The 17599-nt window shown below is 44.0% G+C and carries 16 protein-coding genes; 1 reads left to right on the forward strand and 15 read right to left on the reverse strand.

Features of this window, described 5'->3' with window-relative positions:
* Positions 1-34 precede the first annotated feature (34 nt).
* From GGD38_RS25830 to GGD38_RS25890, 13 genes are all read right to left on the reverse strand, one after another.
* On the reverse strand, positions 35-493 hold the full coding sequence (locus GGD38_RS25830) for a hypothetical protein (RefSeq protein ID WP_375296710.1): 459 nt from the start codon (positions 491-493) through the stop codon (positions 35-37).
* 189 nt (positions 494-682) lie between these two features.
* Entirely contained in the window at positions 683-1054 is a 372-nt protein-coding gene (locus GGD38_RS25835; protein WP_375296709.1) for a CoA-binding protein, read from the reverse strand.
* A 56-nt stretch (positions 1055-1110) separates the two neighbouring features.
* Entirely contained in the window at positions 1111-2235 is a 1125-nt protein-coding gene (locus GGD38_RS25840) for an epimerase (RefSeq protein ID WP_375296708.1), read from the reverse strand.
* Positions 2236-2247: 12 nt separating this feature from the next.
* Positions 2248-3087 (reverse strand): hypothetical protein, encoded by an 840-nt coding sequence (locus GGD38_RS25845; RefSeq protein ID WP_375296707.1) that lies wholly within the window; start codon positions 3085-3087, stop codon positions 2248-2250.
* Between the two features lie 368 nt (positions 3088-3455).
* Positions 3456-3962 carry a GbsR/MarR family transcriptional regulator gene (locus GGD38_RS25850; RefSeq protein WP_375296706.1) on the reverse strand — a complete coding sequence of 169 codons (507 nt, stop codon included), beginning with the start codon at positions 3960-3962 and terminating at the stop codon, positions 3456-3458.
* A gap of 275 nt (positions 3963-4237) precedes the next feature.
* Entirely contained in the window at positions 4238-4669 is a 432-nt protein-coding gene (locus tag GGD38_RS25855) for an energy transducer TonB (RefSeq protein WP_375296705.1), read from the reverse strand.
* An 82-nt stretch (positions 4670-4751) separates the two neighbouring features.
* Positions 4752-6266 carry a hypothetical protein gene (locus tag GGD38_RS25860; RefSeq protein ID WP_375296704.1) on the reverse strand — a complete coding sequence of 505 codons (1515 nt, stop codon included), beginning with the start codon at positions 6264-6266 and terminating at the stop codon, positions 4752-4754.
* Positions 6250-7389, reverse strand: a complete 1140-nt coding sequence (locus GGD38_RS25865) for an NAD(P)/FAD-dependent oxidoreductase (RefSeq protein WP_375296703.1) — start codon at positions 7387-7389, stop codon at positions 6250-6252. Before GGD38_RS25865 ends, GGD38_RS25860 begins: the two co-directional genes overlap by 17 nt.
* Positions 7390-7426: 37 nt before the next feature.
* Entirely contained in the window at positions 7427-8140 is a 714-nt protein-coding gene (locus GGD38_RS25870; protein WP_375296702.1) for a methyltransferase domain-containing protein, read from the reverse strand.
* Positions 8141-8254: 114 nt separating this feature from the next.
* Positions 8255-9355, reverse strand: coding sequence for a type III polyketide synthase (locus tag GGD38_RS25875; protein ID WP_375296701.1), 1101 nt, complete (start codon positions 9353-9355; stop codon positions 8255-8257).
* Complete coding sequence (locus tag GGD38_RS25880; protein ID WP_375296700.1) at positions 9352-10212, reverse strand: UbiA family prenyltransferase; 861 nt, start codon at positions 10210-10212, stop codon at positions 9352-9354. The genes GGD38_RS25875 and GGD38_RS25880 overlap by 4 nt, the downstream gene beginning before the upstream one ends.
* Positions 10213-10263: 51 nt before the next feature.
* Positions 10264-11796, reverse strand: a complete 1533-nt coding sequence (locus tag GGD38_RS25885; RefSeq protein WP_375296699.1) for a flotillin family protein — start codon at positions 11794-11796, stop codon at positions 10264-10266.
* Between the two features lie 98 nt (positions 11797-11894).
* The gene (locus GGD38_RS25890) at positions 11895-12503 is read right to left on the reverse strand and encodes a hypothetical protein (protein WP_375296698.1); all 609 of its coding nucleotides are present in this window, start codon (positions 12501-12503) and stop codon (positions 11895-11897) included.
* A 221-nt stretch (positions 12504-12724) separates the two neighbouring features.
* Between GGD38_RS25890 and GGD38_RS25895 the strand changes: the two genes are divergently transcribed.
* Complete coding sequence (locus GGD38_RS25895) at positions 12725-14572, forward strand: PQQ-binding-like beta-propeller repeat protein (RefSeq protein WP_375296697.1); 1848 nt, start codon at positions 12725-12727, stop codon at positions 14570-14572.
* A gap of 60 nt (positions 14573-14632) precedes the next feature.
* On the opposite strand, the gene GGD38_RS25900 is transcribed toward GGD38_RS25895, so the two are convergent.
* Positions 14633-15496, reverse strand: a complete 864-nt coding sequence (locus GGD38_RS25900) for a hypothetical protein (protein ID WP_375296696.1) — start codon at positions 15494-15496, stop codon at positions 14633-14635.
* A 262-nt stretch (positions 15497-15758) separates the two neighbouring features.
* A complete protein-coding gene (locus GGD38_RS25905) occupies positions 15759-17396 on the reverse strand; it encodes a pyruvate dehydrogenase complex dihydrolipoamide acetyltransferase (RefSeq protein WP_375296695.1) in 1638 nt (545 codons plus the stop codon).
* Between the last annotated feature and the right edge of the window lie 203 nt (positions 17397-17599).

A 17599-nucleotide genomic window follows, 5' to 3' on the forward strand; every position in this document is an offset into this window, starting at 1 on the left:
CGGATCATAGGTAAGGTTAATTAATGGATCAAGGTTAATTAACTAAGAAATGCGCTTTCGGTTTCTTTACCCAATAGTATCGGTTGTTTTCTTCCGTTAGTACCATCACTTCATCCGATTGCGGATTAATGATCCTGCCAACCAGTTTCTGTGTATTATCGTTCTGGGTAATTACCGATACGGTGCACATGGCGCCAGGCATACTGGTTGAACGTATGTTCATACTTTGCACACCTGCCGATGGACGTATGCTTTCTACCAACTCACCGGCAAATTCGAAATTGCCAAGGTTGAGAGCTACTTTATCAGATTTTCTAAGCTGTGAAAGACTTTGTAATGCTGGCGTATTGCATTCCAGCTTTGAAGGTAACTGTGCAAGTGTTTTTGCCTTCAATAGGGTTAGCTTAGGGTTAACGGTTTCCTGTTGGGCAGATAGCGATTGGAATGCAAAGATGCATGCCACTAAGAGCCCAGCAGCATTTAGGTTTTTCATAATGTACGGGTTTTAGTGTTCGGATCTCGGATTACGTTGGTATGGGCCTTAGGGTGTATTGGATCGTCTGTCGCTTAATTCCAATACGAATGTAGAACGAAAATGCTATGCGGATATTTTACTGGGAATGAATAATCGAAATATATAGTGAAAGTTAAAGTAATTACTAAGTGGATTTACTAAGGTCTACTAGTACTGCCCCGTGCTTAGCATCACTAAAGTGCAGGCTTCCAATGGTTGTATGCCATTACTTTTAGCAAGGTCGTACAGCTCAGCGTTTTCTGTACCGGGATTAAATATAATGCGTTTGGGACGCAGCGATAGTATATAATCGTAGTATTCTTTCTGGTGGGTTGGGTTTAGGTACAGGGTAACTGTATCAACCGTTTCAAGTGGTTTTTTCTCAGTGGTTATATCAACATCTAGTACCCGGCCGTTCTTTCGGCCAATGGCTGCCACTGCATGCTGATGCTTACGTAAGCTGTTAATAGCCAAAAAACTATAACGCGAAGGGTTTTCCGATGCACCCAATACCAGTGTTTTTTTATTATCTTTTTCCATAGTTATATAACAAGCCGCTTACTCAAATGGTTGTATCTCAAAACTATAACATTTCGCTAACAATGGACCAACTGCTTTTGAAACAGGTGGTACTTCTGTACGGGTGTATTGCGTATGATATTGGTAAGCGCGTGTTCCAATACGTTATACCTGAATACAAAACCCGATTGCAGAAGTTTGGCCGGATATACCCAACGGCTTTTCAGAATCAGTTCAGTTTCGGTGCCCAACAGTTTTGCACCACATTCAAGCAACCAGGCTGGCGCCCGCAAACCCAGCACATGGCCTGTTGCAAGGCGAAGGGTTTTCATAAAAACTTCGTTCGTAACCGCATTAGGTGCGCTGCAGTTATATATGCCTTCCATATCGTTGTGCTCAAAACTCCATTCAACAATCCGGCAAAGGTCCTCAATGTGTATCCAGCTATACATTTGACGGCCATCGCCCTGGCAACCGCCTAAACCCATTTTTAGCAGGTTATAATAAGGTACCATAACACCGCCATGCCCTAATGTAATGGCAGTACGCAACGCAATTTTACGGGTAAAGGGTGTGCGCTGTTCAAACAAGGCATGCTCCCAGCTTTTGCAAACCTTTACCGAAAAATCGGTATCGAGGTCATTATATTTATAATTGTTCTTTCCTTCACGTAATTGTATTACGGCTTTCTTGTAACGGTAACGCAAACGGTCGAGAAGAGAGTAGGGCATATTATCATTTTTAGCATCGCTTATTAACCCGGTAAATTCATCGTTGGGTTTATTGGTAGTATGTTTATAAATGGTAGCCGACGAAGCGTTGATCCATAGTTTGGGCGGAACAACACATTGCCTGATGGCCTCGCCAATGGTTTTGGTAGCCTGGGTACGGCTGTTAATGATCTCCCGTTTGTTCTTTTCGGTATAACGGCAGTTCACCGTTTTGCCGGCCAGGTTTATTACAATATCGGCTCCATCTACCTCCTGTAACCAGTGCTTTTCTACATGCTCGCAATCCCAACGCCAATAGGTGATGTTATAACCATCCGCTGCTTTTATAAGCTTGTGATTGTAATTATTATTTTGAGTGCTTACGGCTTTACGGGTAAGTAAGATCACATGATTATCTTTTCCGAAATACCGGGCCATTGCCTGGGCTATAAAACCTGTACCGCCTGCAATGACAATTTTTTTGTGTTTCATATAAATTAGGTTTTATTGAAAACGAACAAACAGGCAAACGAACAAACCAATTACGCAAACCAGGTTAATGGCCATGATCATTTTATGCCGGTTAAGGATGCCGGCATAATCCATACGCCTGAAATACTCATTAAAGATCACAATGGTGAGTAGCCCCAGGTACAGGTAGTTTACCCAATTGTGCAGATTTAAATAAGCACCTGTAATTAACAAAGGCAGCAGTAATAAATTGGTTACTAAGGTGAGCATATTTACCTGCCCCAGGTAATCAATGGCTGTTTGTTTAGGCAGGAACAAAGCCAGTATGCAATTGATGGCTACCATAACCGTATGCACCAGAAACAACTGACTGCCAGTTAAAGAATACTCCGGAATTTTTGATAACAGGTGCTGGTGAACAGGGTAAAGCATGATCGTATTGGCAATCAAAAACACAAGCATGAACAATACCCGGTAAAACAGGTTGAAAGATGGTGAACAATCGATCTTTAACGGCGAAGCCTTGGCGGCAACTATCACTTTGCGGTTGTAGGATATAAAGCTGTATAGTTTCTTCAGCAACCAGTTAACCGGTTTATAATGGCCAATGGTTTTTATGACAGGGCATTTTGAACCTAATATTTCGAGCAGGGCATCAATGCCATACCATACTTTATTGGTAACCGGATCGAGCAGGGGGATTTCATTTTTACTACGTTGGTAATTGATCGTATGCAGCAGTTCGGCCGATACATCGGAAAAAGATTGGCGGCCTTCGGCAGTTAATAAGCCCGCTTTTACAAAGGCACTGGTATAAGCAACGCAAAGGGGACAGGCGTCATCGTACACCAGAATTTTGTCGTTGTTTTCCATAATTTCAGAAATTAGTGAAAGTGTATGGCTAAATAAAAACCGGTAAACCGGTTCTATCTATTAGTAGGGTGTTTGTTTAGGAGGTTACTTTTAGAATCCAAGATCAATAGTTTCTGGATTCAGGTTTCTAGTTCACAGTTCTCAGTTTATTGTCCACAAATACAGGCATCGTTATAAAATGCGGGCATTCGCTATTTCAGGATTTCAATAAGTGAACTTGAGATTGTTTACTTCAAACCGTGAATTATGTAATAGTATCGTAAGCTGTCAAATTGGGTTTTGTATTTCGGTTTTATTTTTTGGTTCTTGGAGCTTGCAATTTGGATTTTTATATTATTCCCAAATAACAAGACTGTCCATCAATAATGTTATTTAAACATTTTCAACAGGTTACCCAGAAACCAATTCTCATCGGCCTTGATCATCATTTCGAGCATTTTATCGGCCTGTAAACCAAATTTTCTGATGTTGCTTACAGTTTCGGTAAACTGCTTTATGTTCTTGTCTTTTTTATCGCCTTCCACTTCTTCCAGCTGATCAAACAGTCGCAGCATAGGGTCCAACTCCCTTTTCTTGCGCTCTTTTACTATTTGGGTGGCTACCTTCCAAATGTCTTTTTCGGCAGAGAAGAACTCTTTACGCTCGCCTGGAATAATGATACGGCTTACAAGGCCCCAATCAATAAGGTCGCGGATGTTCATGTTCACATTGCCACGGCTAATTGAAAGCTTTTCCATAATATCGTCCTGGCTCAATGGGTCGGCACTGATCATTAACAAGGCATGAATTTGTGCCATGGTGCGGTTAATGCCCCAATGCGAGCCAAATGCCCCCCAGGAGGCTATGAATTGCTGTTGCGCTTCTTCCAGTTTCATACTTTTTTTCCTACACCTCAAAGATAAGTCGTGTTTTTGAATTTTCAAAAATAAGTGAAAGTAAATTATCGGTTGTAACTATAACTGTTCCTTTGAGCTTGGATCTTTCAATAATTGACTTGGACCTCCCAGGGGGCCTGGTAAGAACTAACCAAGGAGATTTCAGGGACCTAACAGGGCCCCTGTGAGGTCCCTGCTAGTGGGCAAAAAGTCTTTGCTCAGTTATTGAATTGTTCGGGCGAAAGCCCCGAAACGTCATACTTCAAACGTGAAACTTATAACTTTGATCTTCCTCCAAGCCTGTAAACAATTGGCTGTTTTTTGTAGGAGCGTACATTTTTACCATTTTGCGTGGCTGGCACCCAACGGGGAGTTCTTTTTATAGCGGCAATGGCCGATTCACGTAATTCTTCGGGGCCGCTGATGGCCTCTATGTCGCAAACCGTACCATCGGTGCATACAACAAATTGAAGTACAACAGTACCTTGAATGTTTTGCCGTATGGCATCGCCAGGATATCTAAGGTTTCTGTTCAGAAAAGTTTGCCATCCATGCAGCCCATCAGGAAATGAAGACTCCACCTCTGGTTTAATATAAGTGGTATCTGTTGCGGAAACAATGTAGGTTTTCTTTATTGTGGAATCTGTTTGTGCGGTACAGGTATGTACGCACGCAAATAATGCGAGAATGCTGGCAAGTGTTTTCATGCTATAAATCAGGTTGGGTTAACTTTATAGTGTAAGCTATTTAAATTTGCCGACACTACAAAGCTACCGTTGATCACGATAACTAACGGGGCGGGCAACTCGTTTTTTGGCCCAGCTTGTTCTTTGTGAAAGGGTTGCCAACTTTGGGGCAGTTGAACCGTTTATCTTTTCGTTCGGTGGAGGAGGAAGAGCCGGGGCGTATGACAAGGGCAATATAAGCGCCGCCGTTTTGCATTTTGTTTTTAGAAAATACGGTGGCCCAGTTGTGCACGCCTAAAAGCAAAGGACCTGCTTTAATAGCGCCGCCTACCCAAAATTGTTCTTTGATATTGAAATGAACCGGCATATAAAACCCAAGCCGTTTGGTTTCCCAACGGGGCGTAACTGTTAGCATATTCAGTTCTGTAACACGCCATTGGCTGCCGCTTAATGAAGAAAGGTTTAAAGATAAGTTCCCATTAACATACCATGCGCCGGTGATATAGTGATCGACATTCAATACCGCCCGGGTAGGGTTTACTATTTTATACGTGCCAACTGGTTGCTGTATGTTCCTTACAATCCCATTCAACCGCTCGTTGAATTCTTCCAAATTGTCTATATCAGAAAATCGGGTGTCGAGCACGGTATCGGTGATGTTATTTTGAAAGCCGCTGAGGATACGGCTTTGCTCGCCATATTTGTATTTATTAAAACCTATGTCTAGTATCGACAGGCCAATCTTCCAGTTATAGTCGTAATAGTCGTCATCATCAAATACAGCGGATATCTGTCCGCTTTTAACAATGTACTCAGCGCCCAGGTCGAATGAAATACCGCCTTGTGTTTTCTTTAAAAAATCGCGCAGGTTCTGGTTGGTGCTCTTTTCATCTTTCCACTCGTCGTAATTCGATGAATAGGCATATTCGGCAAAAGCATCCTGCATGGTGTACACCGGGTTATTGCCATGTACTGTTTGTGCTACGTTGCCATTTAGTAATCTTGTGTAGGCGCCCGATATGCCGCGGCTTACTTTCATGGTAATGCCGGCGTTGAGGCGAGAGTCGGGCCTGTCCCAAATAGTTTGCGCCCAGGTGGCAAAGGCTTCTATCCAACTGCTATGTACAACGTCGCCATATAATTTCCGATTGTAATTGCCAATGTCAAAAAAGTCGCCAACGGTTTTGAGGGTATCAATAAAGTTTACCGGGCCAACACTTCCTTGTGCATAACCGCGCAGGTTAATACCTACGCCAAATGCCTGGCGGCGATTGATGGCAAACCGTGTGTTCAATAAGTTCACGTTATAATCAGCATAAGCAAAGCGCCGGAAGTCGCCTTCTTTAAATTGGTATTGCGATTTGGCGGGGTTGCCAATAAGAGAGTAATTATGAATAACAATGCCGTTGGTGGCGTTCTTTGCCTGAGCGCCCAAAATGGTGATGTCCCATTTATAGGGCGTGTTTACAATAGAGGCAGGGTTGTTGCCAATACCCAGGCTTCCCGCATAATTACTGCCCTGGATGCCATAGTAATTTTGCGGGTAGCCATGTAAGTGAACCAGTAGTAACAATAAAACAGGCAGTGACCGGGTTCCTTTTTTAAAAAGGTTTTCCATGTGTTTGTTGTATTAGAAACGCTACAAACTTTGGAAATGGTTTTACTAGTTTTATGAGTACGTTCGATAGGAAGGCGCTTCCGAAAAAGCCTTGTAACAGCCTGCCGGCCTGAAGGCGCCGGCCAAAATGTTTTTCCCATTGCTGGGTGTATTGAATTTCCATTTCATACCGGTTAATTCGTCCCTGTAAAAACGAATCGATCTCTTCAAACGCCAGTTTGCTGCTATGCAGGGCCATGCTCATACCATTGCCACATAGAGGTGCAATGAGACCGGCGGTGTCGCCAATCATTAAAACATGGTTTTCAATTTGTGTTTTCTTGTTAAATGAGATCCGGGAAATGGTCAATGGTTCATCATATAAGAATTCTGCATTGGAAAAGATCTTTTGCAAAAATGGATTTCTCATAAGAATGTCCTTTTCCATACTGCTAATATCATTCCTGCATTTACGTAGGTTGGCAGCAGTGGTAAGGTAGCAGAGGCAATATTTGTTTTCCTCAATTTGGGAAATTCCACAATAGCCATTCTCGAAATTGTGGAGGGCTATGAGGTCGGCCGCGTGGTGGGTGCGAATATGGTATTTTACAGCAATGTAATGATTGAGCTTATTGGGTTTTACCTGGGTGAACTGCCGTTTCCATTTTATATCGAGATTGCCGCGTTTTCCATAGGCGCCGGCAACGACAGTTGCCTCGGTTTCCCCCTTATTGGTGAAAACATGAAACATGTTATTGCTGTACACAACATTCAACACCTTGGTTTCTTCGAGCACAGTAACGCCTTCCTGGCGGGCAATGTTGGCTAACAAATGATCGATGGTAAAGCGACTAATACCAAAGCCGCCGAGCGGCAGGGTTGTTTCAATATAATTTCCATTGAGTGTGGTAATAAGCAGGCGGTTGATGACAGGCAATTGCATATCGCTTAATGGAAGGCCAAGGTCCTGCAAAAAATTCCAGCTTTCGAGGCTTATGTATTCACCGCATACTTTATGAAAAGGATATTTTTCTCTTTCAAACAATACTGTTTTATAGCCGGCACGGGCGCATTGTATGGACAAGGCCAAACCGGCCAGTCCACCACCTGCAATGGCGACATCATATTTGGGTTGAAGGCTCATAGTGCTATTTGTTCCCTGAAACACCTTTTGCAATGAGCTATTCCGGTTTCATATTTCCGGTACCAGCGTTCTTATGTACAATGAGCCAGCGAAAGGCCCACTTCCATTCAATGGAATAATTGTCGATACCGGCAAAGTTGAAAAATTGTAACCATTCTTCTTTTGTAAATCCGCGGGCAACAGATAAGGGTGCATCGTGCTTTACCAGATAACTGTTCGAAAATAGCCGGGTGAGCACTTTAATAGAGTAATAAGCTACTTTATGGCGGTGCAGATCGTTAATAAAGAATCCAAGCCGGGCATTTGATTTCATCCATTGTAACTGTTTTACCATTTCACGGTCTGAAAAGTGATGGCAGAACAGCGAGGAGAAAATAATATCCGGTTGTTTCGTCAATTGTGCATCTTTATAATCGCCATGGATAAGTTGAATATTATTAAGCGAACGTTTTGATGCCACATCGATACAGTGCGGATTTATATCGATGCCAATAAAAGCTACCGGAATGTTTTTCTTGTTGCACCATTTTTGAATGGCCACCAGGTTATCGCCACCGCCACAACCAATTTCACAAATGGTAATGGGTTGCTGAGCGTTTACCAAAGCCTCTACTCCGGTCAATGTTATGGCATGCCCGCCCAGCCAGGTGTTTATGAAGTTTAATTCCTGCATATTCCGCTGAATGTCTTCAAAAGGAATATCCGGTTGGTCGAGCAATTCGGATTGATATGATCGGTGACGAAAATTCACGATTGTAATATATGATTTTCTAATTGACCCGCGAAACGGTTGCAGGTCTACTGCTTTTATTTCGTTACCGATCTTTCATAATATTACGACCCTGCAGGGCATAATAACAAAATATTATGAATTGACCGATGCGGTAAAAGTTTCCATAGTAAGGCCGGGACCGAAAGCCGCGCCGAAAATATGTTCCTTCCCGTTGTGGTTGTGTAAAAGGGTGGGCATCATTTTTTTCAAAACAAAGAGGATAGTGGGTGACGACATATTCCCGTATTGTTGCAGAATATCGTACGATGCCTGCAGTTCGCCATTATGCAATGATAGTGTTTTATGTATTGCTTCCAGAATTTTTTTTCCGCCGGGGTGTATGCACCAATGTGTAACGTTTTGCGGGCTGAGGCCGCTGTTGGCCAGGGCTCTGTTGGTGAACTGGCTAAAGTCTTCTTCAAGCAGATCGGGAATGTAACTGCTAAGGGTCATCAGGAACCCGGTTGAGGACAGTTCCCAGGCCATATCTTTTTTGCCTTTGGGTATTACTTCAGAATAAAATCCATCGAGCCGGAGGCCTTTGGCCGGGTGGTCGTTGCCTGTTATAACTGCAGCAGCGCTGCCATCGGCAAACAGCAGGCTCGATGCAATATTGTCAATAGAAGGTTCGCGTTGAAAGTGTAACGTGCACAGTTCCGTGCAAACGATCAGTACTTTTGCCTGTTTATCGCTTTTACAAATAGCGTCGGCGGCTTTTAATGCATGAATGGCTGCATAACAACCCATAAAGTTTATTGAGGTGCGGGCTGTATGCCGCGGCAGGTCGAGCACTTCCATTACCTGCAGATCGAGGCCGGGGGCGCTCATGCCAGTACAGCTTACTGTAATTAAATGTGTAATATCGGCTTCGCCGATCTTTCCATCGAGGCAATCGCGAATGGCATTTACCGATAACTGCGGGGCGTATTTGTTATACCAGATCATGCGTTGTTCCAGTGAAGGAAAGGGCTCCAGGTTTTCGGTATGAGGGTAGAACTTCCATTCATGACAGGGGCGACTGTAATCAGGAACAACTGAATAACGGGTATCAATAGCGCTTTGATGATACAGAAAGCGCAGGCGGCGTTTGTCGGCTTCTGTATAAGAGTAGATCAGCTGCATGAATTGCAGAATGTCTTGTTGCCGGTGCCGGAATGAAGGCACTGCTGTACCAATGGCGATAATTTTACTCAAAATCCCCTCCAGATTAATAAGGTAAGGAAAGCCAGATTTGTACAAATGGATGCCAACAGGTTCATGCGCATCGTATACCTGAAATTGGCGGTGCGAACATCCTTCCATACCAAACCGGACCATTTAAAAAAATATACGAGTATTGGCAACATCATAGTTGCTATTACCATGAACTTTTTTTGTTCGCCATTCGTAAAGAACCACCAGGCCAGTATACTCATGGCCAGGGTATAAATAATTGCGGTGAAAATAAAAGTGCCTTTGTAACCCAATAAGGCGCTTATAGTAACAACGCCATCTTTTTTGTCGGCTTCGTGCTGATATACCTGGGTAAGCGGATAAAAACCGCCTATAAGCAAACTGGCGGCTAACATGCCTGCGGCCGGTACTGCCAGTGTTTTATCGATACTGCTTCCGTGATATACCATAAAAAATGTTACGGCGCCCTGAAATATTATTACTGTAAGATATCCGGCAACAGGATATTTCTTCAATCTGATGCCCCGGTAGCTATATGCCCGCGATGCGGCTATATATGCTACTATGCAAAATGTAAACCAGTAGCTGATGAAAAAGCTTAATGCAATGGCTAATACATCCATAACTACACTTGTGTAAAATAATTGCCGGGTAGGCTGTAGTGGCGCCTTAACGCCACCAATGGGTGTTTCATCGCGGTCCATATATGAGTTGTAGCCATTGCTCGATGGGTATACCAGTATATGCAGAATGAAGAATATAAGAACAGCGTGTGTTGTATTTATTGCAGGTACCTGGCTCAGCGCAAACAGGTATACCGGTAACAGAAAAAACGAAAAGTGAAACCGGAGTAGTTGAATGGTTGACGGTGCAAGCATAAAAAAAGAGCCCCATAGTTGGGACTCTTTAAAGATAGGTTATTTTCAATATTACTTTTTATCGGTGTCGCTTTCTACCACAAAGGTTCCGCTGTTGCCGGTGTTTTTTGCTTCTTCGATCTTCTTGGTATTGCCCAGGTAAGAAGGGAGGTCCATACCTGCCATATCGAAGATGTCTTTTAACGGTGGTACCGCTTTGTACATACCAGAGATGAAACCGGCGGTAGAGCTTTTGCCACTATCGTTCTGTCCGTTTTCCCAAACCGTTACCTTATCTATCTTGATGTTCTTGATAGCGTCTGTTTGCATTCTAACCAGCTCTGGCAGTTTATCGCTGATCAGCAACAGTACAGCATCTTTTGGATTGTTACCTGCAGCTTTTACGATCTTATCTAAACCTTCGGCCTGTTTGGTAAGGATCTCGTACATACCTCGCGCTTCTGCTTCAAGTTTGGCGTAGATAGCGTCTGCCTCACCTTTCGCTTTTTCGCGGATCTTTTCTGCTTCGGCCTGCGCTTCAATGATGGCTTTTTGTTTTTGTATTTCAGCCGTTACAACGATGTTGGCATTTTGCGAAGCTCTTTCCCTGTCGGCACGCGCAGCTTCTGCTTTTTGTTCGGCCAGGTAAGCTTCTTCCAACGCCATGGCGGCCTGTACTTTTTCGGCAGAGGTTGCTCTCTTCAGTGCTTCCGCTTCCCTTTCTCTTCTTGACGCTTCTGAATCGGCTATTTGTATTTTGGCCAGGTTCTCACCCTGTACCGCAATTGAGTTGGCTGCGGCCGATTTAATACGCGTATCTCTTTCTGCTTCTACTTTACCAATTTGTTCGTCTCTTTTAGCGGCGGCTATCAGTATCTCTTTGTCTTTTTCTGCTACAGCGATCATTGAGTCGCGGTCACGTTGTGTTTCGGCAATTTGAACGTCGCGTTCTTTTTGGGTTTGCTTCATGCTTACGTCGCGCTCTCTGTCGGCGATGGCTTTACCAATTTCACCGAGTTTATCCTGCTCTGCCACGCTTTTCTTTGCTTCGTTAAGGGCTTTGGCCGAAGCTTCTTTACCCAGTGCTTCGAGGTAACCGCTTTCGTCTTTAATATCGGTTACGTTTACGTTGATCATCTTTAAGCCGATCTTGTTCAACTCGGCCTCAACGTTAGAGGCAATGTTGGCAAGGAATTTATCGCGGTTGCTGTTGATCTCTTCAATATCCATCATGGCCACCACCAAACGCATTTGACCAAGAATGATGTCTTTTGCCAGGTCGTGTATTTGACCCTGCTGCAAACCAAGCAAACGCTCCGCGGCATTTTGCATAACACCCTGTTCGGTTGAAATACCTACGGTAAAACGCGAAGGCACGTCAACGCGGATGTTTTGTTTACTCAGTGCATTGGTAAGGTTTACCTCAATGGAAATAGGGGTAAGGTCAAGGAACGAGTAATCCTGTATAACGGGCCAAATAAAGGCTGCGCCACCATGTATACACTTTGCGCTCAGGTTACTGTCTGATCCGTCTTTTGACCGGCCTACTTTACCATATACCACCAGTACGCGGTCACTGGGACACCGCTTGTACCTACGGAACATGGAGATAATCATAATGAATAAAAACAATACGGTCCCAGCGACCACAATCAGGACGATATCCATAGCTTAATTAATTTTAAGGGTTTGAAATTGGCAATTTATATTTTGAATGAGAGGTTGTTTTCGACCACTGTTACCAGCAATATGTTATCGTTAATGATGTTTTTAACCCTGATGAGTTTGCCGGTGGCAATTTCATCTTCATCATCGGTCATGGCTGGTAATTCGCGTAACGAGCCCTGTACTTTTATATGCACTTTACCTGTGCCGCCGCGTTTAGCGGGAATAAACAGATAGGTAGTGCCGGTTAAGTTTATGGCATTGCTTATTTCCAACGTGCCGCTGTGTTTAAGACGGCTCATATTCTTTAAGATGATCACCGTCAATAGCACTATGGTAGTGCCTGCGGCAAAGGCAAGCAGTATAGTGGCTGTTTTACCCAGTCCGCCATAATGCGATGCAATACCCACCCAGCCAAACATAGTGAAAAAGGCGATCATGTTTTTGATGGTGAAGAACTGGTAGTCCATGCCATCGTCGTGCGATATAGCACTATCTGCATCGCCCGAGGCATGGTCAACATCGCCGCCGGAAATTGATAAAATGCTTTGAAATAAATAAATGGTGGAAAACAATATGGCAATAGCCCACAGGGTCTTTTCAAAGAAAACCAGGTGCTGCCACCAGGTTGAAATGCTTAGTAGCATAAGGGTCTTTAGGTTTTTGGTTGTTAATTCTTCAGTACAATGTGACCATTTTTTTTACTATGTAAAAACCAGTATGCTGGTTGTTTTATTGTGTTTTCTTTTATACAATATTGGTAGGGGAGAACTGGAAAACGTTACAATTAAATTTAGAAACTTTAATTTAATGTAGCTGCTGTTTTCTGCTGGTATTTCTACTTTATTTATATATTAATTTGGCGGGCATGAAAAAACTGTTGTTTATTTTAATGTTGCTGTTGACAACGAGCCTGCTACACGCACAGATTAAGTCTTTTCGTTTTATACATATCAGTGATACGCACATTGGTTCACCCAATGGAGCGGCTGAGGAAGACCTGCGTCGTACGGTGCAGGATATAAACCAGCTTACCGATGTGGCATTTGTTATCATTACCGGCGATATTACCGAACTGGGTACCGATGCCCAATTGGCAAAGGCCAAACAAATACTTGACAGCCTGCATGTAAAATATTACATCATTCCCGGTAACCACGATACGGGTTGGAGCGAAAGCGGTGGCGATCATTACACCAGTACGTTCGGGTACGACAAATTTCAGTTCGATCATAATGGCATTCGGTTTATCGGTTGCGCCTCAGGGCCATATGTAAGAATGAGTGATGGCCATGTGCCCCGCAATGCCATTGTATGGCTAGATAGCCTGCTGAAAAAAACGCCAAAAACGCAACCTGTTATTTTCTGTAACCATTATCCAATAAATAAGGAGCTCGATAACTGGTATGAAGTTACTGACCGGTTAAAGAATTACAATACCTTAATGATCATGTGCGGCCACGGGCATGCTAATAAGGCTTTGAATTTTGAGGGTATTCCTGGTGTAATGGGCCGTTCGAACCTGCGGGCAAAAGCGCCTGTTGGTGGCTATAATATTGTTGATGTAACCAAAGATTCTATTGTTTATACAGAACGCAGGCCGGGTGAAGGTACACTGCCTTCCTGGACAAAAATTGAACTGAACAAATATGATTATGCAGGCAAATTTGATCGCCCTTCTTATGACATCAATAAACAATACGCACAGGTAAAACCGAAATGGGTATTTTCTTCCGATGCGAATGTGATCTCAACACCTGCAGTGGACGGCAACCTGGTGATCTTTGGCAATCAGAACGGCCTGGTAATGGCCCTGTCGCAGGCAACGGGAAAAAAGAAATGGAGCTACAAAACAAATGGCGCTATCTTTTCGTCACCAGCTGTACGGGCAGGCAAGGTGGTGCTGGGCTCGGGTGATGGCCATGTGTATTGCTTAAATCTTTTAACCGGACAATTAGTTTGGAAAACAAAAACAGAAGCATCGGTATTAGGTTCGCCCGCAATTGTGGGTGATACTGTTTTTATAGGCGGCAGCGATCATAATTTCATTGCCCTGAACTTAAAGGATGGCAAGGAGTACTGGAAGTTTTCGGGTTTACAGGGGCCGGTGGTAAGCACGCCGCTTATCTATGGTAACCTGGCCATCTTTGGCGCCTGGGATAAACATTTATATGCGGTGAACCGAAGTAACGGACAACTGGCCTGGCAATGGGATCCTGGGTTTACGGTGGCTAACTTTTCACCTGCAGCCTGTATTCCCGTAGCGTACGACAGCGTTGTGTATGTGGTGTGCCCTAACAGAACCCTATATGCGATTGATGCGGTAACAGGCGCTACTTTATGGCAAAATAGTGAAACCCGCGTAAGGGAATCGATTGGTATATCGCAAGACGGGAAATATGTTTATGGAAAAACAATGCAGGATACAGTAGTGGCGTATGCTACCAGCCGCACAGCACAACGCCCGGCCTGGGTAATGCATACCGGTTTTGGCTATGAACATGTGCCTTCTATGCTGATAGAGAAAAGCGGACAGGTATTCTTCGGAACACGCAATGGCGTGGTGTATGCTATTGACCCGGCAACACAAAAAACTATCTGGGCTTATAAAATTGATAACTCTATGGTGAATACAGTGCGGGTGTTGGATAAAAAGCAGATCGTAGCTTCTACCATGGATGGTAAGGTGGCGTTGCTGATGGTGAATGGTGAATAGTGAATGGTCAATAGATTCAATAAGTGCGGCACTCCAACTGGCAGGTGCCGCACTTATTTTTTATAAATTATCTGCCACCATCTTCAGTGCAATAATATATTCTGCTACATAGTCGCCGCCTTTATCGGGATAACCTTTGATATTGTCAAATGCATTGCCAAGCATATCATGTGCTTTTTTAGCATCCTTATTATCGAAGAAGACCGCCGTCCAGTTATCGTTCTCCTTAAAGCGTTTTCTGCCTATACCGCCGTTATAGAATTTAATAGGGCAGAGCATTTTTTCAGGATTGAATACCGGTATCTTATTGCCTTTTACGTTAGCGAAATAACCGGCGTAGTAATGGATTGATTCTTTAAGGCGGTTCTTAATAGCTGCATCATCTTCGGCTTGTGCCGGCTTCTGCCGCCATTTGTTTTGGGCAGGGTCGAACAGGTTGGGTATTGTGTCGTTGCTTTTTAAGCGCTGCGCAATATACTGCAGGTGGATGGTTTCTTTTTCGCCTGTTGTTACATTGGGAATGATAACGCTATTGTTGTTTTCAAATGTGAGCACGTCGTTTTGGTATTTGATCACCGTTAACGACACTGTAGTGTCTTTATCCTGAATGGTAAGCTGTTTACTTTTGTTATTGAACTGCCAGCTGGCGGTGGTGAATTCAGGCGTGGCGTAGTCAATCAACATGGTTCCGTTGGGTTGAAAACTATAGGCGGTAAGTGCTATTTTGGTTTCCAGCCTGAACCAGTTGGTATCATTTGCGGTTTTGTCTTTTCTGTCGGAGATAACACTGGAGATGATCCAGTTTCCGGTGAGTGAATCTTTTATAAAAGGGCGGTTAAAGTTTAGTTTGGGTTTATTGCCTTCCGGCGACTGACAGGCGACAATAGCTGTTATGCCAAGCAGAAGGATGTATGTTAGTCTCATGGGTTATGGGGTTTCTATTTGGTTAAAAGTAGACAAAAAGAGGTGAATGGGCAATGGCCATGCGCAATCGGCAATCGGCAATAAAATTCGGGCGGCGTAAGATAGTATATTAGCCTTAACATTAGCGAGGCCACTCACCACTCACCATTGCGGATTCACGACTATATTCCGTTTCACGTTTGCCGTTTTACGAATAGCTTCATAAAAGAAAAAGGCCCACTTATTCAGTGAGGCCCTTTTTATATCAAATATTTCTATCCAATTAAACCAGCATACGCAATGGCTCTTCAAGCAGCTGTTGCAATGTTTGCAGGAACGCAGCGCCGGTTGCACCGTCAACTACGCGGTGGTCGCAGGTTAAGGTTACTTTCATAACATTACCTACCTGAATTTGACCATTCTTTACAACAGGAACCTGGTTAATGGCGCCTACAGCCAGGATACAAGAATCTGGTGGGTTAATGATGGCAGTGAATTCTTCAATACCAAACATACCCAGGTTGCTGATGGTGAAGGTGCTGCCTTCCCAATCTGCAGGCTGTAATTTTTTATCTTTTGCTTTCTTCGCGAACTCTTTTACTTCAGTGCCAATTTGTGATAATGATTTCAGATCGGCAAAGCGTACAACAGGCACCAGTAAGCCTTCTTCAACGGCTACTGCAACGCCAATGTTCACATGATGGTTAACGCGGATCTTATCGCCCATCCAGCTGCTATTCACTTTGGGGTGTTGTTTCAGTGCAATAGCGCAGGCTTTTAACACCATGTCGTTGAAAGAGATCTTAACAGGCGCTATTTCATTTATTTTGGCTCTGCTTGCTACCGCGTTATCCATGTTAATTTCCATGGTGAGGTAGAACTCAGGCGCGGTGAATTTGCTTTCTGAAAGACGTTTGGCAATTACCTTACGCATTTGCGATACAGGTACATCTTCAAAGCTTACCTGACCGGCAACAGCAGGGGCCGCTTTACCAGGCTGAGCAGTTGCTGCAGCAGCTTGTTGACCTCCACCTGCAGCAGGTGTGTAATTGTCAATATCTCTTTTTATGATACGTCCGCCATCGCCGGTACCGGCAACTTTGTTGATATCGATCCCTTTTTCAGAAGCTAATTTTTTGGCGAGGGGAGAAGCTATTACCCGGCCGTTTTCGGCATGGGCAGCAGGAGCGGCTGTTTCGGCCTGAGCGGCTTGTGGTTGAGCAGCAGCTTCGGGTGCTTTGGCTGCATTGGCGCTTCCGCTGGTAGCACCACCTTTGGCGGCAGCTACGATCTTTTCAACATCAACTTTCTTTTCATCGCCAATGATACACAACAGGGCGTTAACAGGAACCTTATCGCCTTTTTGTGCGCCTATATATAATAATTTACCTTCTTTATAGCTTTCCAGCTCCATGGTTGCCTTATCGGTTTCCACATCGGCCAGCAGGTCGCCCTTTTTAACGGTATCGCCTACTTTTTTATGCCAGCCGGCAATTACGCCTTCTGTCATGGTATCGCTCAGGCGGGGCATAAGGATAACTTCCTGCATGTTGGCCAGGTCGAGTGATTCACCGGCAGGTTTGGCTTCGGCTTTAGCCTCAGTTTTGGCTGGTTCGGCTGCAGGAGCGGCAGATGCAGCAGCTTTTTGACCACCGCCACCCAGAAGGGAGCTGATGTCTTCACCTGCATTACCAATAATGGCCAGTAGGTCATTTACCTGTAATTTTCCCCCTTTTTCCGTACCAATGTGAAGCAGGGTGCCATCTTTATAACTTTCCAGTTCCATGGTAGCCTTATCGGTTTCTACCTCAGCCAGTAAGTCGCCTTTCTTTACTTTGTCGCCTACCTTTTTATGCCAGGCCGCTATCACGCCTTCTGTCATGGTATCGCTCAGGCGGGGCATTAAAATCACTTCAGCCATAAATATTTCTTATTTGATATTTCTGATTTTTTCGATTTGAGGTGTCGAAATTACAGCAAAATGAGCAATTGGAAAACTGAAAAGCTATAACGCCCGGGCTGCAGGCTACAAGCTGCAAGCCATCAGCATTACAGCCGAAACACCTCTCAATGATCTAAAAGCATCTAAGGCCAATTCAGGAAAGTACAGGATGGTACGGTATG

Source organism: Niastella sp. OAS944 (assembly GCA_024809215.1).
GTDB lineage: Bacteria > Bacteroidota > Bacteroidia > Chitinophagales > Chitinophagaceae > Niastella.